Origin of the sequence: Campylobacter sp. GB48, from assembly GCF_049221845.1 — a bacterium.
GTDB classification, from domain to species: Bacteria; Campylobacterota; Campylobacteria; order Campylobacterales; family Campylobacteraceae; genus Campylobacter_D; species Campylobacter_D lari_C.
Window position 1 is genome coordinate 1 of the sequence record NZ_JBMJAR010000019.1, and the last position, 18,905, is coordinate 18,905.

20 protein-coding genes are annotated in these 18,905 nt (G+C 30.6%); 14 read left to right on the forward strand and 6 right to left on the reverse strand.

Features of this window, described 5'->3' with window-relative positions:
• Window positions 1-181, forward strand: a 181-nt coding sequence (locus ACOTVC_RS07880) for a major outer membrane protein (RefSeq protein WP_421628228.1), incomplete at its 5' end; no start/stop codon positions are given.
• 23 nt (window positions 182-204) lie between these two features.
• On the opposite strand, the gene ACOTVC_RS07885 is transcribed toward ACOTVC_RS07880, so the two are convergent.
• On the reverse strand, window positions 205-339 hold the full coding sequence (locus ACOTVC_RS07885; protein ID WP_421628229.1) for a hypothetical protein: 135 nt from the start codon (window positions 337-339) through the stop codon (window positions 205-207).
• A gap of 129 nt (window positions 340-468) precedes the next feature.
• On the opposite strand from ACOTVC_RS07885, the gene ACOTVC_RS07890 reads away from it, so the two are divergent.
• From ACOTVC_RS07890 to lepA, 10 genes are read left to right on the forward strand one after another with little or no spacing between them, the layout of a single operon-like run.
• The gene (locus ACOTVC_RS07890) at window positions 469-906 is read left to right on the forward strand and encodes a c-type cytochrome (RefSeq protein WP_039618797.1); all 438 of its coding nucleotides are present in this window, start codon (window positions 469-471) and stop codon (window positions 904-906) included.
• Window positions 907-922: 16 nt separating this feature from the next.
• The gene (locus tag ACOTVC_RS07895; RefSeq protein WP_263680694.1) at window positions 923-2,035 is read left to right on the forward strand and encodes an ABC transporter substrate-binding protein; all 1,113 of its coding nucleotides are present in this window, start codon (window positions 923-925) and stop codon (window positions 2,033-2,035) included.
• An 11-nt stretch (window positions 2,036-2,046) separates the two neighbouring features.
• On the forward strand, window positions 2,047-3,162 hold the full coding sequence (locus ACOTVC_RS07900; protein WP_214098050.1) for an ABC transporter substrate-binding protein: 1,116 nt from the start codon (window positions 2,047-2,049) through the stop codon (window positions 3,160-3,162).
• A 20-nt stretch (window positions 3,163-3,182) separates the two neighbouring features.
• The gene (locus ACOTVC_RS07905; RefSeq protein WP_039628648.1) at window positions 3,183-4,079 is read left to right on the forward strand and encodes a branched-chain amino acid ABC transporter permease; all 897 of its coding nucleotides are present in this window, start codon (window positions 3,183-3,185) and stop codon (window positions 4,077-4,079) included.
• 1 nt (window position 4,080) lies between these two features.
• Window positions 4,081-5,112: a branched-chain amino acid ABC transporter permease gene (locus ACOTVC_RS07910; RefSeq protein WP_039619660.1), complete on the forward strand. Its 1,032-nt coding sequence runs from the start codon at window positions 4,081-4,083 to the stop codon at window positions 5,110-5,112.
• Window positions 5,109-5,879 carry a high-affinity branched-chain amino acid transporter, ATP-binding protein gene (locus ACOTVC_RS07915; RefSeq protein WP_039618805.1) on the forward strand — a complete coding sequence of 257 codons (771 nt, stop codon included), beginning with the start codon at window positions 5,109-5,111 and terminating at the stop codon, window positions 5,877-5,879. Before ACOTVC_RS07910 ends, ACOTVC_RS07915 begins: the two co-directional genes overlap by 4 nt.
• The gene (locus ACOTVC_RS07920; protein ID WP_214116585.1) at window positions 5,866-6,561 is read left to right on the forward strand and encodes an ABC transporter ATP-binding protein; all 696 of its coding nucleotides are present in this window, start codon (window positions 5,866-5,868) and stop codon (window positions 6,559-6,561) included. The genes ACOTVC_RS07915 and ACOTVC_RS07920 overlap by 14 nt, the downstream gene beginning before the upstream one ends.
• A 3-nt stretch (window positions 6,562-6,564) precedes the next feature.
• A complete protein-coding gene (ccsA, locus tag ACOTVC_RS07925) occupies window positions 6,565-9,795 on the forward strand; it encodes a cytochrome c biogenesis protein CcsA (protein ID WP_421628231.1) in 3,231 nt (1,076 codons plus the stop codon).
• Window positions 9,796-9,806: 11 nt separating this feature from the next.
• A complete protein-coding gene (locus ACOTVC_RS07930) occupies window positions 9,807-10,232 on the forward strand; it encodes a hypothetical protein (protein ID WP_052241416.1) in 426 nt (141 codons plus the stop codon).
• A gap of 9 nt (window positions 10,233-10,241) precedes the next feature.
• Window positions 10,242-12,032, forward strand: a complete 1,791-nt coding sequence (gene lepA, locus ACOTVC_RS07935) for a translation elongation factor 4 (protein WP_421628234.1) — start codon at window positions 10,242-10,244, stop codon at window positions 12,030-12,032.
• A 29-nt stretch (window positions 12,033-12,061) separates the two neighbouring features.
• On the opposite strand, the gene ACOTVC_RS07940 is transcribed toward lepA, so the two are convergent.
• On the reverse strand, window positions 12,062-12,682 hold the full coding sequence (locus ACOTVC_RS07940; RefSeq protein WP_039641942.1) for a hypothetical protein: 621 nt from the start codon (window positions 12,680-12,682) through the stop codon (window positions 12,062-12,064).
• A 273-nt stretch (window positions 12,683-12,955) separates the two neighbouring features.
• Here ACOTVC_RS07940 and ACOTVC_RS07945 point away from each other — a divergent pair, with 273 nt between their 5' ends.
• The gene (locus ACOTVC_RS07945) at window positions 12,956-14,290 is read left to right on the forward strand and encodes an MATE family efflux transporter (RefSeq protein ID WP_214116590.1); all 1,335 of its coding nucleotides are present in this window, start codon (window positions 12,956-12,958) and stop codon (window positions 14,288-14,290) included.
• Here ACOTVC_RS07945 and ACOTVC_RS07950 read toward each other — a convergent pair.
• The 4 genes from ACOTVC_RS07950 to thiD are packed head-to-tail and all read right to left on the reverse strand — an operon-like array spanning window position 14,271 to window position 17,116.
• Window positions 14,271-14,912: a uroporphyrinogen-III synthase gene (locus ACOTVC_RS07950; RefSeq protein ID WP_421628239.1), complete on the reverse strand. Its 642-nt coding sequence runs from the start codon at window positions 14,910-14,912 to the stop codon at window positions 14,271-14,273. The two genes, ACOTVC_RS07945 and ACOTVC_RS07950, sit on opposite strands and share 20 nt — an antisense overlap.
• Window positions 14,909-15,535: a thiamine phosphate synthase gene (gene thiE / locus ACOTVC_RS07955; RefSeq protein WP_039641948.1), complete on the reverse strand. Its 627-nt coding sequence runs from the start codon at window positions 15,533-15,535 to the stop codon at window positions 14,909-14,911. The genes ACOTVC_RS07950 and thiE overlap by 4 nt, the downstream gene beginning before the upstream one ends.
• Window positions 15,522-16,304: a hydroxyethylthiazole kinase gene (gene thiM / locus ACOTVC_RS07960; protein ID WP_214116592.1), complete on the reverse strand. Its 783-nt coding sequence runs from the start codon at window positions 16,302-16,304 to the stop codon at window positions 15,522-15,524. The genes thiE and thiM overlap by 14 nt, the downstream gene beginning before the upstream one ends.
• Before the next feature lie 2 nt (window positions 16,305-16,306).
• The gene (thiD, locus tag ACOTVC_RS07965) at window positions 16,307-17,116 is read right to left on the reverse strand and encodes a bifunctional hydroxymethylpyrimidine kinase/phosphomethylpyrimidine kinase (protein WP_214116596.1); all 810 of its coding nucleotides are present in this window, start codon (window positions 17,114-17,116) and stop codon (window positions 16,307-16,309) included.
• A gap of 207 nt (window positions 17,117-17,323) precedes the next feature.
• On the opposite strand from thiD, the gene ACOTVC_RS07970 reads away from it, so the two are divergent.
• Both ACOTVC_RS07970 and ACOTVC_RS07975 read left to right on the forward strand, forming a co-directional pair.
• Window positions 17,324-17,776, forward strand: coding sequence for a low molecular weight protein-tyrosine-phosphatase (locus ACOTVC_RS07970; protein ID WP_214099619.1), 453 nt, complete (start codon window positions 17,324-17,326; stop codon window positions 17,774-17,776).
• 73 nt (window positions 17,777-17,849) lie between these two features.
• Window positions 17,850-18,905, forward strand: a 1,056-nt coding sequence (locus ACOTVC_RS07975; RefSeq protein ID WP_421628237.1) for a PDC sensor domain-containing protein, incomplete at its 3' end; no start/stop codon positions are given.

Here is an 18,905-nt window from a genome sequence, read left to right on the forward strand (position 1 = left end):
ATATGGTAGAGGTATTGCTGATACAGATAAAAACGAATACATCGCAAGAGTATCTTACAAATACAGCCCAAAACTTACATTTAGTGGCTTCTATTCTTACTTAACTGAAGATTTCAATACAAAAGATGTAAGTGATCATGATGATCAATTCATCAGACTTGAAGCTCTATACAAATTCTAATTATAAAAGCTAAGCCAAAAGGCTTAGCTTACTATATCTAAAACTATCTCTTCTTTTAATCCTTGTATTTTAATTTCTTTTATTTTTAAATCATTAGGTAGATTTTCAAGCAATACTTCTTTACTATGTATATTTTTATTTGCTAATATTCTTAACATTTTACCCCTATAAGCTTTCGCAAAATGACTTAAACTTTTGGAATTTTTTAAAAAAGTGAGAGTGGAGTAAAATTGTTTATTTTTTTTAGATATAATCGAGCTTTATTTATATTTAAAAAAGGCATATTTATGTTACGCTTGTTTATTGTAAGTATTTTATTTGTCAATTCACTATTAGCTTTTAATGTAAAATCTTTATTTACTTATACTTTTAATGATAACATTAGCTATGACTTAGAAAAAGCTAAAGAAATTTATTTTAAAAATAAATGCAATACTTGCCATGGAGAAAATGGAGAAAAAAATTCTTATGGTAAAAGAGCCATTAAAGACTTAAGCCCAGAAGAGATCAAAGGCGCTTTAAAAGACTATGCTAATGGATATTTCAAAAATCAATCAAGCGATAATATCCAAATGAGTTTGTATGCTAAAAAATTAAGTGATAGTGATATGAATCACATTATTGCTTATTTGAAAGGACAAAATTTTTCTATAGAGCTTAATCAAAAAGATCTTTTAGAAGAAGAGCCTGCACCAAAAACCAAGCACAATACATTTTTAAAATAACAAAAAAGGAGTTTTCATGAAAAAAAATCTACTGCTAGCTAGCTTACTTTGTGTTAGTTCAATTTATGCCGCAGAAGTAAAAATAGGCATTGTTTTACCACTTACTGGTACTTTGGCAGCTTATGGCAATGATGTATATGAGGGCATTAAACTAGCTAATACTTTAAATCCAAATTTAAAAAATGGAGATAGTGTTAAAATCATAGCTATTGACACAAAAGGCGATAAAATAGAAGCAGCAAATGCCACTACTAGACTTATCTCTCAAGATAAAGTTTTAGGCCTTATAGGCGAAGCTGTTACACCAAATACTATGCAAGTTTTATCTATAGCTGAAGAAAGAAAAATTCCTGCTATAGCTCCAGTTGCATCAGGTGATAAACTTTTAGATAAAAAAAGCTATGCTAGCAGAGTTTGCTTTATGGATAGTTTTCAAGGAGATAAATTTGCTAACTATGCCTATAAAGATTTAAATTTAAAAAGCGTGGTTGTGATAGTTGATCAAAGCAATGTATATTCATTAGGTTTGGCAAGAGCTTTTGAAAAAGAATTTAAACAAAATGGTGGAAAAGTACTTAAAAAACTAACCATTTCTTCAGGCGATAAGGACTTTAAAGCTATTGTTTCACAACTTAAAAGTATCAACCCTGATTTTGTTTATATGCCAATTTATCACCCAGAAGCTGCTTTAATAGCAAGACAAGCAAAAGCAGTTGGCTTTAACAAGCTTTTAAGTGCAGGCGATGGAGTAAATAATAAAACCTTTATCGAGCTTGGCGGTGATGCTGTAAATGGAGTAATCTTTACCGATAGTTTTGATTATAATAATCCTCCGACAACTCTTTCTAAAAAATTTATTGAAGCTTATGAAAAAGATCATGGCACAAAAGAACTTCCAGCATTTTCTGCTATGGGAGCTGATGCATATTATGTAATGGTAAATGCAATGAATGAATGTGCGAATAATCTTAACGCACAATGCATTAATGAAAAAATTCATTCAACAAATAATTTTGAAGGCGTAGGTGGAGTTATAAGCATAGACGCTAGTGGTAATGCAAGTCGTTCTGTAGTTATAAAAGAAATACAAGAACAAAAACAAGTTTATAAAACTATTATCAATCCTTGAAAGGTTAAACTATGAAAAAAATTAGCATAGCTATATTGTCTATCATAGCTAGTAATATCATACAAGCAAAAGAAATTAACATCGGCGTAGTTTTACCTCTAACAGGCTCTACTGCAGCTTATGGGCAAAGTGCTTTAGATGGAGTGAAAATTGCAAATTCTATGAAAAACACTTTAAGCAATGGAGATAAAGTAAATTTAGTAGTAGTTGATACAAAAGGCGATAAAATAGAAAGTGCAAATGCTAGTACAAGACTAGTTTCACAAAACAAAGCGTATGCACTAATTGGAGAAATGCTAACAGCTAATACTTTGCAAGTGATAAGAATTGGCGAGGAAAAAAAGATCCCAGTGGTTGCTCCTGCAGCTACTGCTGATAAAATTTTAAATAAAAAATTATACGCTAGCAGAGTTTGTTTTATGGATAGCTTTCAAGGCTCATCTTTAGCTAATTATGTAAAAAATAAGCTAAATTACACCAAAGCTGTGATAATTAGCGATCAAAGTGCGGATTATTCTTTAGGTTTAACTAGAGCTTTTGAAAAAGAATTTAGCAAACAAGGTGGAAAAATTTTAGATAAATTTAGAATTACAGCAGGCGATAAAGACTTCAAAGCTATTCTTTCACAAATTAAAAATTTAAAACCTGATTTTATTTATCTTCCGGTATATTACACCGAGGCTTCTTTGTTTGCACGCCAAGCAAAAGCAATGGGTATAAATATCCCTATGGGTTCAGCAGATGGGGTGGCTGATGAAACTTTTATTAATCTAGCTCAAGAAGCAGCTGAAGGATATTTATTTACCGATAGCTTTGATTATCACAATCCCCCAACACAACTTTCAAAAGACTTTATATTAGCTTATGAAAAAGAAAAACAAAGTAAAGAAGTTCCAAATTTCACAGCTATGGGTGCAGATGCGTATTTTGTGATTTTTGAAGCTATGCAAAAATGTATTAATGATTTTAACAGTGAATGTATCAACAACAATATCCACACTACTTCAAAATTTGAAGGTGTTAGTGGAGTAATTAGCATTGATAAAACAGGTAATGCTACGCGTTCAATTGTTATAAAATCAATAGAAAATCAAAAGCAAATTTATAAAGATACGATTTTTCCGTAAATAAAATTTTAAGAGGTTCAATGGATAGTTCTTTAATTTTACAGCAAATTATAAATGGTTTTAGCTTAGGTAGCATGTATGCACTTATTGCTATAGGCTATACAATGGTCTATGGTGTTTTAAGATTGATTAATTTTGCACATGGTGATATCATGATGGTAGGTGCATACTCGGCTTTATTTTGTGTTACAAGTATGAATGTGCCTTTTTTAGGAGCTCTTTCTTTGGCTATGTTATTTGCAGCAGCTTTAGGTATAGCTATTGATAGGGTAGCTTATAAACCTTTAAGAAAAGCACCTAGAATTTCTTTACTTATCACAGCCATAGGCATAAGCTTTTTAATACAAAATGTATTTAATGTCTTATTTGGCTCAACCCCAAAATATTTTCCTGTGCCAAGCTATCTTGAAACAGTGATTAATTTTAATAATATCAGCATTAGCATTAATAGTATTTTAGTGCCTATTTTGACATTTTTTATATTATTAGTAGTTTTATTCATACTTTATAAAAGCAAATATGGCATTGCTATTAGAGCTTTAGCTTTTGATATTCATACTGTAAATTTAATGGGAATTGATGCAAATCGTATTATTGCTATTGTGTTTGCATTGGGCTCGGCTTTAGCTGCTATTGGTGGTATTTTTTGGGCTGTTAGTTATCCTTCTGTTGAACCTAGTATGGGAACTCTTATAGGACTTAAGGCATTTGGCGCTGCTGTTTTAGGTGGTATTGGTTCGGTTGCTGGAGCGGTTTTAGGTGGCTTGATTATAGGATTTACAGAAGTTGTTGTAGTTGCTATTTTCCCTGATCTTTCTGGTTTTAAAGATGCTTTTGCGTTTATCTTTTTAGTATTGATTTTACTTTTTAAACCAACCGGAATTTTAGGTATTAATTTTGAAAAAAGTAGGTTTTAAGATGGTTGCAAGAAAAATTACACACTTAAGTTTTTTTATCATAGCACTTGCTTTTCTTTTTATATCTCCTTATTTTTTCAATGATTATAAAATAGGAATTTTAAGCAATATTGCTATTTTTGTTATCTTGGCAGTAAGCTATAATCTTATCAATGGGGTTACAGGACAATTTTCACTAGAACCAAATGGCTTTGTAGCTATAGGAGCTTATGTTGCAGCTTTAGTTTTACTTACAAGTGAAAGCAAAATCGACCAGTTTTCTTTAGAAGATCCAAGTAGCTTTATTTTGATGATTCATTCACCAAGTTTTATTGTGGCTTTACTTGCTGCTGGGCTTTGTGCTATGCTTTTATCTTTAGTTTTGGCCTTTGCGGTATTTAGAGTTAGAGGGGATTATTTAGCTATTGTAACACTAGGTTTTGGTATTATCATCAAACTTATGGCGATTAACTTTGCTTCTGTTACAAATGGTTCTTTAGGTTTAAATGACATTCCTAAACATACCACATTATACTGGAGTGGCGGGATTGCCATATTTTCTGTTATTATCATCTTAAATATTGTTAGTTCAAAATTTGGTAGAGCTATGAAAGCCGTAAGAGATGATGAGGATGCAGCATTAGCAATGGGTATAAACACCTTTAATATCAAAACCCTAGCCTTTAGCACTTCAGCATTTTTAGAAGGTGTCGGCGGAGGCTTACTTGCTTGTGCGCTAGCTTCAGTTTCACCTGAGCAATTTGACTTTTTATTTACCTTCCAACTTTTAATCATCATTGTTTTAGGTGGTTTGGGTTCAACTACCGGTGCTATCATCGGAGCTATTTTGGTAATAGGCGGAAGTGAGTATTTAAGATTTTTAGATGAAAGTATGAATATTTTTGGCTATGAAACCCCTGCTATGCCTGGTCTTAGAATGGTTGTATTTTCTGTTATATTAATTTTAGTAATGCTTTTTGCAAGAAGAGGAATAATGGGCGATAAAGAACTAACAGATATTTTATTTAAGTTTTCTAAAAGGAAGAAGAAATGATTTTAGAACTTAAAGAAATTCATAAAAATTTTGGCGGAGTTAACGCTATAACAAATACTTCTTTTGCTATTAGAGAAAGTGAAATTTTTGGGCTTATAGGTCCAAATGGTGCAGGTAAAACCACTCTATTTAATATTATCACAGGAAATTATAAGCCAAGTAGCGGAGAAGTCTTTTTTCTAGGAAAAAAAATTGATCATTTAAAACCACACAAAATAGTTCATCTAGGTATAGCAAGAACTTTTCAAAACATCAGACTTTTTTCAAGCATGAGTGTTTTAGAAAATGTATTGATTGGTTTTGATAAGAGCATTAAATATAATATTTTTGAAGCTTTTTTACACCTTGGAAGATTTTCCAAAGCAGAAAAAAATGCAAAAAAAGCAGCTTATGAAATTTTAGAACAGCTCAATATCGCTCATTTGGCTGATGAAAAAGCTACTAGTTTAAGCTATGGTCAGCAAAGAAAAGTTGAAATAGCAAGAGCTTTGGCAACAAACCCTAAGCTTTTATTACTAGATGAACCCGCAGCAGGTATGAATTCTACAGAAAGCGATGATTTAGCTGAGTTAATTTTTAACATAAGAGATAACAAAAAAATTAGTGTTTTGCTTATAGAGCATGATATGAAATTTGTAAATAAACTTTGCGATAGGGTTATGGTACTTGATTATGGTAGAACTATTTTTGAGGGAAAACCAAATGATGCGGTACAAAACCCTGAAGTAATTAGTGCGTATTTGGGAGATTTTAATGCTAGTAGTTAAAGATTTACATGTTTATTATGGTTTAATAGAGGCTGTTAAAGGTATTGATTTTACTATAAAAACAGGAAGTATAGTTAGCTTAATAGGCTCAAATGGCGCAGGAAAAACATCAACACTTAATGCTATGTTAAATTGTGTTAAAAAAACCGGTGAAGTAACCTTTTTAGGCTATGATACTCAAAGACACTTACCGCACACTCTAGTTCAAAAAGGTATCGCCTTAGTACCTGAAGGAAGGAGAGTTTTTATAAATCTTACCATAGAAGAAAATTTAAAAATTGGTGCTTTTAATAATGCAGAAAATTACGAGCATTTAAAAATTCAAATGTATAGACTTTTCCCAAGATTAAAAGATAAAAAAAATGCCCTTGCAGGAACTCTAAGTGGAGGGGAAGCCCAAATGTTAGCTATCTCAAGAGCGCTTATGAGTGAGCCAAAACTTTTAATGCTTGATGAGCCTTCATTAGGTCTTGCTCCAAAAATAGTTGGAGAGGTTTTTGATATTATAGTCAAATTAAAAGAAGAAGGAATTACCATTTTATTAGTAGAACAAAATGCATTTTCAGCTTTAAAAATTAGCGACTATGCTTATGTTTTAGAAAATGGTAAAATCGCTATGCATGCACCTGCAAAAGATCTTATCGGCAATGATGAGATTAGAAAAAAATACCTTGGAGCTTAATTCATGAAAAAACAACTTTTAGCCTTTGGGGATATAAAAATTTCTATTTTTTTATTTTTAATTTTTGCTCTATTTTGCGCCCTAGCTACTTTCATAGAAAGCGCTTATAATACGCCAACAGCATGGGCGATGATCTATGGTTCTTCTTGGTTTGGTTTTATACAACTCATACTAGGAATTAATCTTTTAGCGGCTCTTTTTAAATACAAAATGTTTAACAAGAAAAAAATACCACTTTTAATCTTTCATATCTCATTTTTATTTATATTACTAGGCTCAGCTATGACTAGATATATGGGATTTGAAGGAAATTTACACATTAGAGAAAATGAAAAAAACAACATCATTGAAACTTCAAAAAGTTATATTTACATAGCAACCTTAAAAGATGATAAAGTATATAGCGCTTCAAAATCTGAATATATTGCAACCCTACCTTTTGTAAATGATTTTTCATTTGATTTAATCTTACCTAATGAAAAAGCTCAAATTGCATATGAAAATTTAATCTTAGATGCAAAAGAAATTTATATTGATGATAACAATTCTGCCCCACTTTTATCTTTAATGCTTTCACAAAATAACGAGTCTAAAGAATTGCTTTTTCAAGCAGGAGATATTGAAAATATTAACGGTGTTAATATAGCATTTTTAAACGAATCTGTTCCAAGTCCTTATATAAAAATCGATAAAAACTTGAAACTTAGCGCTGATTTTGATTTAAAATATATGTCAATGAGCGATGGTAAAGAAAATATTTTAAAAGCAAATCAAAAAGCACAAGCGAAAGATTTAAGATTGTATTCTTTTAACGATATTAATTTAGTGGTTAAATTTGCCTCCTTGCATGGTAAAAAAACTTTAGAAGGTATCAATCAAGCTCAAGATGAAAGTTTTTTTACTTGGTTTAAAAACAGTTGGATAGAGCTAGGACGTAATGCTTTGATTTCTTTATTTGGCGAGGCAAAATACTGGAATAATTCTTTATTAAATAATTTCAAAGATTTTGCACAAAGCACTAAATATATGCCAACTCAACTTTCAGATAATGCCATTAATGCTTTAAAATTAAAACTAAGCTACAAAGGAGAATCCAAAGAAGTTTTCCTAGTAGAATACAACTCACCTATTCGCATTGATGTAGCAGGCCAACCTTTCTTTTTAAGATGGGGTCCTAAAGGAATAGAAATGCCATTTGAAATGTACTTAAAAGACTTTGAATTAGAACGCTATCCTGGCTCAATGTCACCTATGTCTTATGCAAGTTATGTAGAAATTGACAATGCTGATAAGAAACTAGAATATAAAATTTTTATGAATAATGTTTTAGATTATCAAGGTTATAGATTTTATCAAAGCTCATATGATCAAGATGAGCTTGGTACCATTCTTTCAGTCAATAAAGATTCGGGTAAAATTCCTACATATATAGGATATTTTTTACTCACATTAGGAATGTTTTTAAATATTTTAAATCCTCATTCAAGATTTAGAACCTTAGCTAAACTAATCAATCAAGACACCCTAAAAAAAACAAGTGCTATTTTGGCTTTTATATTAGTTTTATTTGCAGGCCAAAATACTTACGCAAATGAGCCTATCAAGGTAGATGAGGCACATGCTAAAGAACTTGCTTCTTTAATAGTGCAAAAGCCTGATGGCAGAATGGTTCCTTTTAATACTTTAGCCATGGAAGTTTTAGAAAAAATATACAAAAACACAACCTTTCAAGGTCAAAGTGCTGAAGCAACAATTATATCGATGATTTTTGATGGTAGTGCATGGTATGACAAAGACATTATTTTCATGCCAAGCAGTCGCTTGGTTAATGAAGAAATTTCTAAAATTTTAGAAATTGAGCCTAGAGCCTATACTAGTTTTAAAGATTTTTTCACTACAGATTCATATAAACTACAAAAATATGTAGAAAATGCTAATAGAAAAAATCCAAACCGCAGAAGTGTTTTTGACAAAGAAATCATCAAGCTTGATGAAAGGGTTAATATTGTAAATTTAATTTTCTCAGGTGATATTTTTAGATTTATTCCTTTGCAAAATAGCACCAATAATCAATGGGTAGCACCACGCGAAGCTTATATAGGTTTAAAAGGTGAAGAAGGTGCAGAAGTTAAAAGTATTTTAGAAAACTATTTCAACGCAGTTAGTAACTCTATTGCACACAATAACTGGGATGAAGCAACTAAAAACTTAAACGCTATCAAAAACTATCAAGAAAAATACGGCCATGAAGTTATGCCAAGTGCTAAAAAAATTAGTACAGAAATCTTTTTCAATAAAAGTCAAATTTTTGTAAATCTTGCTCCGCTTTATTTATGTGCTGGATTTTTGCTTTTAATTATAGTTTTTGTCAAAATGCTGCTGCCAAAAATTCGCATTGATTTTATTTTTAAATGTGTTTATGTATTTAACATTGTGGCGTTTTTCATTCATACTTTAGGTTTGGCTTTGCGTTGGTATATAGCAGGTCGTGCACCATGGAGCAATGCTTATGAGAGCATGGTTTATATAGCTTGGGCTTTATCGTTATCTGGAATTTTCTTTTCTAGAAAAAGCCCTATTGCGCTTTCTTTAACTTCTATTTTAGCGGGTGTTACTTTAGGAGTAGCTCATCTTAGTCAAATGGATCCACAAATTACCAACCTAGTTCCTGTGTTGCAATCATATTGGCTTACTATACATGTTTCAGTTATTACTGCTAGTTATGGATTTTTAGGGCTATGTGCATTATTGGGTATATTTGTACTTATTTTATTGTGTATGCTAAAAATTAACGGTAAGCATAATGAAAATATTTTAAGAAACATTACAGAAGCTACAAGAATTAATGAAATGGCTATGATTTTAGGACTTTGCTTGCTTACAGTTGGAAATTTCTTAGGTGCTATATGGGCAAATGAAAGCTGGGGAAGATATTGGAGCTGGGATTCTAAGGAAACTTGGGCTTTAATTAGTATTTTAGTTTATGCGGCTATTTTACACATTAGAATGGTTCCAAAATGGGCAAATCAATATATTTTCGCAGTTTTCTCTATGTTTGCATATTGGGCAATCATTATGACTTATTTTGGAGTAAATTACTTTTTAACTGGCATGCACTCTTACGCAGCGGGAGATTCGGTAAAAATTCCTGATTATGTATATTGGGGCTTTTTATTTATGGTTGCACTCAGCATAGCAAGTTATTTCAAAAGATCCTATGCAAGAAAATTATAGGAAGGCTTTGAATGAATAATTCTCTTTTTATATTTTTAATTGTAGCTTTAGTTGTTGTTATTATACTTGGTGTTCTTTTGGTATTATTTTTTACCCATAAAGATAAACAACCCAATAAATCTAATACAACCAAAGCTCCAAAAATAAGCAATATAGAAGATTTTATTTCCAAAGCCAATGGAGCAAAAAATTCTCAAGAAATTCAAGCTTTAATCTTGCAATTTTTAAATTCACAAAAATTTGGTTCCAATCCAAAAGATAGTGCCACTAAAAGAAAACTTGATTTTATTAGTGCAATTTCAGCTAATGCTAATGCTACTCCTAAAAATATTTCTTTTTTAAATAACGAACTAAAAAAGCGTTATAAAGCTTTAAAAAAGGAAATAGATGCTTATGAGCAAATAGGTCTAGCAAAAAGAAAAATGAGACAATCTTAAGGTTTTTTGATGAAAAATATTAGAAATTTCTCTATCATAGCTCATATTGATCATGGAAAAAGTACACTAGCTGATAGAATTATTAGTGAATGTGGTGCAATTAGTGATAGACAAATGAGTGCCCAAGTAATGGATACTATGGATATAGAAAAAGAGCGTGGTATAACTATAAAAGCTCAATCTGTGCGTTTAAATTATAAATTTAATAATGAAGAATATATATTAAATTTGATAGACACTCCAGGTCATGTTGATTTTTCCTATGAAGTAAGTCGCTCTTTAGCAAGTTGTGAAGGAGCTTTGCTTGTTGTTGATGCTTCACAAGGAGTAGAAGCTCAAACTATAGCTAATGTTTACATAGCCTTAGAAAATGATCTTGAAATCATACCAGTGATTAATAAAATTGATCTTCCTTCAGCTGACATAGAAAAAGTTAAACACGAAATAGAGCATATTATAGGCATTGATTGTTCTAATGCAATTTGCGTTAGCGCAAAAACAGGTGTGGGTATAAAAGAACTCATAGAAACCATCATCACAAAAATTCCTGCACCAAAAACCGATGATGAAGCACCTACCAAAGCTTTAATCTATGATTCTTGGTTTGATAATTATCTTGGAGCTTTGGCTTTAGTTAGAATTTATGAAGGAAATATAGCTAAAAATGATGAAGTTTTAGTTATGAGTACAGATAAAAAACATCTCGTGCAAGATCTTTTTTACCCTCACCCATTAAGCCCTATAAAAACCAAAAAATTAGAATCAGGTGAAGTAGGTGTTATCGTGCTTGGACTTAAAAATGTTGCTGATGTTCAAGTGGGCGATACTATAACGCTTACCAAAAACAAAGCAAAAGAAGCCATTGGTGGTTTTGAAAAAGCTAAAGCTTTTGTTTTTGCAGGATTATACCCTATAGAAACGGATAAATTTGAAGATTTAAGAGATGCTTTAGACAAATTAAAACTCAATGATAGTTCTATTACCTATGAACCTGAAACATCGCTAGCTTTAGGGTTTGGTTTTAGGGTTGGTTTTTTAGGTCTTTTGCATATGGAGGTTATTAAAGAAAGACTTGAGCGTGAGTTTAACCTTGATTTGATTGCTACTGCTCCAACTGTTACTTATGAAATTTATCAAACTGATGGAGAAGTTTTAAAAATTCAAAATCCAAGTGAACTACCTCCAGTAAATAAAATCGATCACATAAAAGAACCTTATGTAAAAGCAACCATTATAACCCCGAGTGAGTATTTAGGAAATTTAATCACTCTTTTAAATCGCAAACGTGGTATGCAGGTTAAGATGGATTATATTACCCCCGAGCGTGTTTTACTTGAGTATGATATACCTTTAAATGAAATCGTTATGGATTTTTACGATAAACTCAAATCACTCACTAAAGGCTATGCTAGTTTTGATTATGAGCCTATTGAATTTAGAGTGGGTGATCTTGTAAAACTTGATATCAAAGTAGCTGGTGAAAATGTTGATGCACTAAGCATCATAGTACCAAATGAAAAGGCACTAAGCAAGGGTAGAGAACTAGTAAAAGCAATGAAAGAAATCGTCCCAAGGCAGCTTTTTGAAGTTGCCATTCAAGCAAGTATAGGAAATAAAATCATCGCAAGAGAAAATGTAAAATCCATGGGTAAAAATGTAACAGCAAAATGCTATGGTGGGGATATTACTAGAAAAAGAAAACTTCTTGAAAAACAAAAAGAAGGTAAAAAAAGAATGAAAGCTATCGGTAAAGTACATTTACCTCAAGAAGCATTTTTAAGTGTTTTAAAAATAGACTAAATCCCTAGTTTAAAACTAGGGATATAATTTTATGCATTGATATCTAAAGAATTTCCACCCATTTCATTGATTTTTTGAGTTACTTTTTCGATAGCTTTATCAATTGTTTCATAGCTGATATCAGGAAGTTTGCCACCCCACATTTTTTCCGCTTGCGCAAATCCTGCTTTTAGACCTTCTAAACCTTTTTGAAGTTTTTCCATATCATCACCAGCCCCATTAATAACAAAATCAGCCAATCTTTGAGATGTTTTTGCTACACCAAAATACCCATCTTCCCCAATAAGCTCTTTTGCTTCATCAGCATTTAAACTAAGTATATCTTTGCCTTCATATCCTATAGCTTTAAAATCTACATTTGATAAAATAGCTGTTAAAGAATCCTTAGATTGAGCTCCTTGAAAAATCCCAGCTTGAGTTAAACCATTAGAGGAGCTCATGCTAAATGCTTGTTGCATAAAGCTCATAGCATAAAGTTCTGTTATGCCTTTTCCACCTATGCTAGCAAGCTTACTAAGCTTATCCTCATCAATATTTTTTGTGCTATTAGCACTTTTAGTATTGGCATCTTCAAGTTTTGTATTCAAATTAGCCTTCCTATTGCCAACTTGCGACTCCACTGCCACACGTGAATACGAATTTATTTGCATCCTTGCTCCTTTTTTGTGGGTTTATAAAAATCGGATAAAAAGAAATAAAATGAATATTAAGCCAAAAATAAAGACTTTTGCAATATAATATTTGTATTATATTAATATAGGATTTTTAAAATTTAGGTGATTTATGCTTTTCAAAGATTATTTTATTGAAATTTCAGATCCATATTTTAAAGATACTATAGAAGGCATAGAATCTCTCTATTAGCTTTATTTTATTCGTAAATTATCAAACAGAACGCAAAATAAACACTAATAAGGAAAACTATGTCATTACACAATTTTTATACTAATACAAACGCTACTATATTGTTTTACAAATGCGCCCTACCTAACATGGCAAGTGCTGCATTTATATATCTTTATGTTATCATTGATGGTATTTTTGTTGGAAGATACTTAGGAGCAGATGCTCTTGCTGCTATGAATTTAGTAATGCCCTTTATCATGATAAGCTTTGCCTTAGCAGATATGATAGCCATAGGTTCATCAGTGCAAATTGCAATCAACCTAGGCAAAGGAAAAATCGAAAAAGCAAGAGCTATTTTTTCTTTTTGCATCGTTCTTATTTTTGTAATTTCTTGCATAATGGGAATATTAGGATTTTTCTTAGCAAAACCTTTAAGTGCTTTTATGGGCGCTGATGGAAACATACAAAATTTATCCACTGAATATATGCAAATTTTTGCTCTTTTTGCACCTTTTACTATGTTAGCTTTTGCTATGGATAATTATTTAAGAATATGCGGTAAAACATTTTATAGTATGGTGGTTAATATCACAGTAGCTTCAAGCAATATAATATTAGATTGGCTTTTTATAGTTATTCTTGAGTGGAGTTTATTTTCAGCTGCTCTAGCAACCTGTCTAGGAATGCTTTTAGGTACTATTTTAGGTTTTATACCTTTTGTTTTTAAAAATTTAATTTTAAAATTTAAAAAACCTATAATTAGTTTAAAAATACTCAAGAATATTATCTATAATGGCTCATCTGAATTTTTTTCAAATATATCAAGCTCTATTTATACTATACTAGCTAATGCTATATTATTAAAAATAGCAGGAAATCAAGCACTTGCTGCATTTTCCATTATACTTTATTTAAGTACTTTTACCTTTGCTTTAATCTTATCAATGTGTGAAGCTATGCAACCTGCTATAAGTTACAACTATGGATATAAAAACATATTAAGAATTCAAGCTATTTTTAAAAGAATGTTTATAGCATCTGGTGTATTTGGAATATCTGTGTTTTTACTTGCATTTTTTTTCAACGAAATTATAGTTTCTCTCTTTAATAAAAATAATGATATTAGTTTTGCAAATCTAGCGCAAAATGCACTTGTATTGTTTTCTTTTTCTTTTTTATTAAGCTGGTTTGGAAAACTTTGCGCATCTTTTTTTACCGCTTTAGATAAACCTATGCTTTCTTTAGCCATATCCATCATACAAAGTTTAGTATTACCTTTTATCTTTATACAGGTATTATCATATTATCTTAGTTTAAATGGAGTTTGGCTTGCTTCTTTTGCAAGCGAGGTTCTTATGGTGTTTATTGCTTCTTATTTACTATATAAAACTTTTAAAGATCTAAACTCTTAGCTAATTTTAAACAAGAGTTTAGATCTTGCTCTTTACATATATGCAAATTTTTAAAATTATGAAGTTTTAAAGCTGTACTTTGACCTATAACTACAACTTTATCTTCTTTTTTTAATGTAAAAAATTTCAAAAATTGTTCTATGCTTGATGGAGCGCTAAAAATAAAAACACTAGGGTGATGTATTTTTAACTCATCTTTTTTAGGCTCTATGGCTATATTTTCATAAACGATTAATTGCTTTAAAAGGACATTTTCTTTTAACAAATACCCATCAAGTCCTGAGCTAATTTTCTTCGCTCTTAAATAAAGACAATTTTTATTTTTAAACTCAGATAAAAACTCACTAGCTAAATTTTTACCATAAGCCTTGCTAGGATATTTGACATTTTTAAAACCAAGTTCTTTTGCAAAATCTGCACTTTTTTGCCCAACAGCATAAAGTTTAATATCAAAATCAATTTTGCTTTTACTTGACATTAATGCTTTGAGTGCATTCTTAGAGCTAATGATTAAACAATCAAATTCCTTTAAATTAACTTCAAAATCAAGAAATTTAATTTCATTTAATCTTATAGTCTTAACGCCATCAAATTCTTTATCTCCTATAAAATAAATCATTATTTTCCTATAAAAGTTTTATCAAAATTTGATCTTAAATTTAAAGTTGCCATATAAGGATCATTTGCTTGCATTATTGCTCTAACAACAGCCACACCTTGTATATTACAATCTTTAAGTAAATTTAAATTAGCCTCATCTATCCCACCTATGGCCACAATAGGTAAAGAACTTAAACTAGTAATTTCTTTTAATCCATCTATGCCAAGCACAATACAATCTTGCTTGCTAGGTGTAGCAAAAACAGCCCCTACTCCAAGATAAGTAGCGCTTTGAGTGTTAGCAAGTTCACTTTTATGATTGATCGTAAGTCCTATGATTTTATCTTCACCTAAAAGCTCTCTTGCTTTTTTTAAAGGCATATCCTTTTGTCCTATATGCACTCCATTTGCATTCACAGCCATGGCTATATCGATTCTATCATTTATCACAAAAGGTGTATTGTATTTTTCACACAAAGCTTTAACTTTTAAAGCAAGATTATAAAATTCTAAAGTGCTAAGATTTTTTTCCCTAAGTTGTAAAATATCAATCTTAGCTTTCAAAGAAGCTTCTAAAATATTTAAAAACTCACTTTCACTTTTCTCACCCTTGCTTGCAACAAGATAAATTTTAAATGATTTCATATTTAGCTCTTTTTTTAATTTCTTCATCATTTAAATTACTTAAAGCATCGATTAAATTCACTCTAAAACTACCACTTCCACTAGAAAGTTCTTGAGCGATTTCACTAGCTATACCAAAACTAAGCAAAGCATATAAACTAGCTTGAAATTTATCTTCTAATGCTCCTGAAAAAACTCCACACAAAGAAGCACACATACAACCTGCTCCAGTTATTTTAGTAGCCATAATAGAGCCATTATAAACTTTTGCAACACGCTCTTGATTTATAATATAATCAATTCTTCCAGTTATAGCTAAAACACGCTTAGTTTTATATGAGTATTCTCTAGCTTTTTCTAAAAACTCATCATTAATCACAAAAGTACTATCAACCCCTCTTGCTTTACCATCTAAACCTATAACACTAGCCATTTCAGACGCATTTGCTTTAACAATACTAATGCCTTTTAGATTAAGCAATTCAAAATTAATCCCATCTCTTGCCTTACTCACGCCCAAAGCAACAGGATCAAAAACTATAGGTTTATTTAATAAAGCATATTCTTTGGTTGCTTTTAACATAGAATTTGCTACAAGCTGATTAATTGTACCTGTATTTAAAACTAAAGCCGAGCTTATTTTAGCAAAATCAGTTTGTTCTTCATAAAAATCAGCCATAGCAGCACTTGCTCCTACTGCTATAGTTACATTCGCGCAATCATTGGCTGTAACATAATTAGTAATATGATGGATCAAAGGATTTTTTTCTCTTACTGCTTTGATAATCATTTTTACTCCTTATCAAATTGGAAAAAGTGATTAGTTGGACCACAACCTTTTCCAAGTGCTAAAGAATTTAAAATAGCTCCATACACATAATCTTTAGCAAGCTTTATAGCTTCATGTTTTTCTTTACCTAAGGCAAGATTACTAGCTATAGCTGAACTTAATGTACAACCTGTGCCATGTGTGTTTTTTGTATTAATTTTTTCTGCTTTAAAAATACTAAATTCCTTTCCATCATAAAAAACATCATTAGTATTATCTTTACTATGCCCACCTTTAATCAAAACACTTTTTGCGCCTTCTTTGTGAAGCTTTATAGCGGCTTTTTTCATATCCTCTTCGCTAAGTATTTTAAAATCACACAAAAATTCAGCCTCAGGTATATTTGGCGTAAGTACATCAGCTAAAGATAAAATTTCATCTTTAAAAAACTGACAATTTTCTAAAGGCATTAAAGCATAGCCATTTTTTGCAAACATCACAGGATCTATCACTACATTTTTGGCTTTAAAGCGTAATAAATTTTCTTTTACACAAGTTATAATTTCTTTTGAACCCAACATTCCAATTTTTACAGCTATTGGCTCTATGTCTTCATAAATTGCTAATATTTGTTCATCTATTATCTTAGTTGGTATATCAAAACAAGAAATCACTCTTGCAGTGTTTTCAGCTACAACGCTTAAAACCACACTCATACCAAATAAATTATGCGCACTAAAAGTTTTTAAATCAGCTTGTATACCAGCCCCACCGCTACAATCACTTCCTGCTATAGTTAAGATAGGAATTTTAGTTTTTGTTTTTGCTTGTATCATTTTTTATCCTTTTTTGTAAAAAAGGAAAGTTTTTGCAAGAATTCAAAGTTCGCATTACCAAACTTCTCAAGGGTCGAAGTCTAACTTCCTCTCAGCAAAAGCTCCCCGTTAATTAAAAATTATATCTTAGTTTTAATTAATCTTAAAAAATATTTTAAAATACTGCTATAATTTTGAAAAAACTACACAATTTTTGAGGAAAAAATGACTAAGATTATTTTTGTTTGCTTAGGAAATATCTGTCGTTCCCCTATGGCTGAATTTATCATGAAAGATCTTTTAATAAAAGCAAATTTAAACGATAAATTTATTGTTTCTAGTGCAGGCACTTCAGGTTATCATGATGGAGAAGATATGCACTATAAAACCAAAACTATGTTAAATAGTAAAAATATTAATTCCAAGCCATTTTGCAGTCAAAAGTTGAGCTTAAAAATGTGCGAAGAAAATGATCTAATCATTGTTATGGATAATTCTAATTATAATGATGTAGTTAAAAATTTTTCAAATTTTAAACACAAAATTCATAAAATTACCTCTTATGCTTTAGAGTTAGGATATGATGAAGTTCCTGATCCTTGGTATAGTGGAGATTTTAATGAAACATATAACATTCTTTCAAAAGCTTGTAAAAATTTACTTCATTCTTTATCTTAAAGTAAATAAACTTTTTCTAATTTTAATTGAAGTATAATATAGATAAAAAATTAAAAACAAGGAGTTTATCCCAATGAAAAGTATAAAAATAAAAATTTCATTGATTTCAAATATCATTGCCATAATATGTTTAGTTATACTTGGTGTGATTAGCTTTATTTTTACAGAAAAAGCTTTAAACTATGAAGTAGTAAAAGCTGAAACAAATTATGTAAAAGCTGCTGAAAAATCAATGAGAGATTTTAAAAATACTCATTCACATGCTCTAAAACAGCTTTCTCAAACCATCACAAGACTCTCTTATCAGGAACTTAATACTCAAGAAAAGTTGATGAATAACACTGGGGAATTATTAAAAACTGTTAGAGATATGAATAATTATTTAGCTGTTTATATAGCTCAGCCAAATGGTGAATTAATAGTAAGTGACCCAGATAGTGATAGCAAAGGTTTAAATTATGGAATTTATGGGAAAGCAGATAATTATGATGCAACAACAAGAGAATTTTATATAGAAGCTAAAAAGAAAAATGGGTTGTATATTACTCCATCATATATTGATGTAACAACAGGTTTACCATGTTTTACTTATTCTATGCCTTTAGTTAAAGATGGAAAATTTATTGGGGTTTTAGCTATTGATGTTTTAGTAAAAGATTTACAAACTGAATTTAGCGAACTTCCTGGAAGAACTTTTGTGTTTGATCAAGCTTACACTGTATTCGCTTCAACAGATAAATCCCTAATTAGCGCAGAACAAAATCCTGATATCATAACAGTAGCAAAAGCTTATGAAAAAGCTGGAGATTATAATATATTTAGCTACTCTACAAAAGATGGCCAAGATAGATTTGGTATTTGTGTAAAAATTGACAACTATACAACTTGTGCAGGTGAAAATATTGAAGTTATAAAAGCTCCTGCTTTGAAAATAGCTTATATTCAAGCTACTATAGTTATTTTTACAAGTATTGCTAGTATTGTTTTACTTTACTTTATCATATCTTATTTTTTATCTCCGTTACAATCTATCCAAACCGGCCTCAACTCTTTCTTTGATTTTATCAACTATAAAACCAAAGATTCAGCTATGATAGATGTTAAGACTAATGATGAATTAGGTGCTATG

Coding starts and splice junctions, on each gene's coding strand:
- ACOTVC_RS07895 (WP_263680694.1), top strand. CDS start 923: ATGAAAAAAAATCTACTGCTAGCTAGCTTACTTTGTGTTAGTTCAATT.
- thiE (WP_039641948.1), bottom strand. CDS start 15,535: ATGAAATCATTTAAAATTTATCTTGTTGCAAGCAAGGGTGAGAAAAGT.
- ACOTVC_RS07915 (WP_039618805.1), top strand. CDS start 5,109: ATGATTTTAGAACTTAAAGAAATTCATAAAAATTTTGGCGGAGTTAAC.
- ACOTVC_RS07920 (WP_214116585.1), top strand. CDS start 5,866: ATGCTAGTAGTTAAAGATTTACATGTTTATTATGGTTTAATAGAGGCT.
- ACOTVC_RS07885 (WP_421628229.1), bottom strand. CDS start 339: ATGTTAAGAATATTAGCAAATAAAAATATACATAGTAAAGAAGTATTG.
- ACOTVC_RS07890 (WP_039618797.1), top strand. CDS start 469: ATGTTACGCTTGTTTATTGTAAGTATTTTATTTGTCAATTCACTATTA.
- ACOTVC_RS07940 (WP_039641942.1), bottom strand. CDS start 12,682: ATGCAAATAAATTCGTATTCACGTGTGGCAGTGGAGTCGCAAGTTGGC.
- ACOTVC_RS07930 (WP_052241416.1), top strand. CDS start 9,807: ATGAATAATTCTCTTTTTATATTTTTAATTGTAGCTTTAGTTGTTGTT.
- ACOTVC_RS07970 (WP_214099619.1), top strand. CDS start 17,324: ATGACTAAGATTATTTTTGTTTGCTTAGGAAATATCTGTCGTTCCCCT.
- ACOTVC_RS07905 (WP_039628648.1), top strand. CDS start 3,183: ATGGATAGTTCTTTAATTTTACAGCAAATTATAAATGGTTTTAGCTTA.
- thiM (WP_214116592.1), bottom strand. CDS start 16,304: ATGATTATCAAAGCAGTAAGAGAAAAAAATCCTTTGATCCATCATATT.
- ACOTVC_RS07945 (WP_214116590.1), top strand. CDS start 12,956: ATGTCATTACACAATTTTTATACTAATACAAACGCTACTATATTGTTT.
- ACOTVC_RS07910 (WP_039619660.1), top strand. CDS start 4,081: ATGGTTGCAAGAAAAATTACACACTTAAGTTTTTTTATCATAGCACTT.
- ACOTVC_RS07900 (WP_214098050.1), top strand. CDS start 2,047: ATGAAAAAAATTAGCATAGCTATATTGTCTATCATAGCTAGTAATATC.
- ccsA (WP_421628231.1), top strand. CDS start 6,565: ATGAAAAAACAACTTTTAGCCTTTGGGGATATAAAAATTTCTATTTTT.
- lepA (WP_421628234.1), top strand. CDS start 10,242: ATGAAAAATATTAGAAATTTCTCTATCATAGCTCATATTGATCATGGA.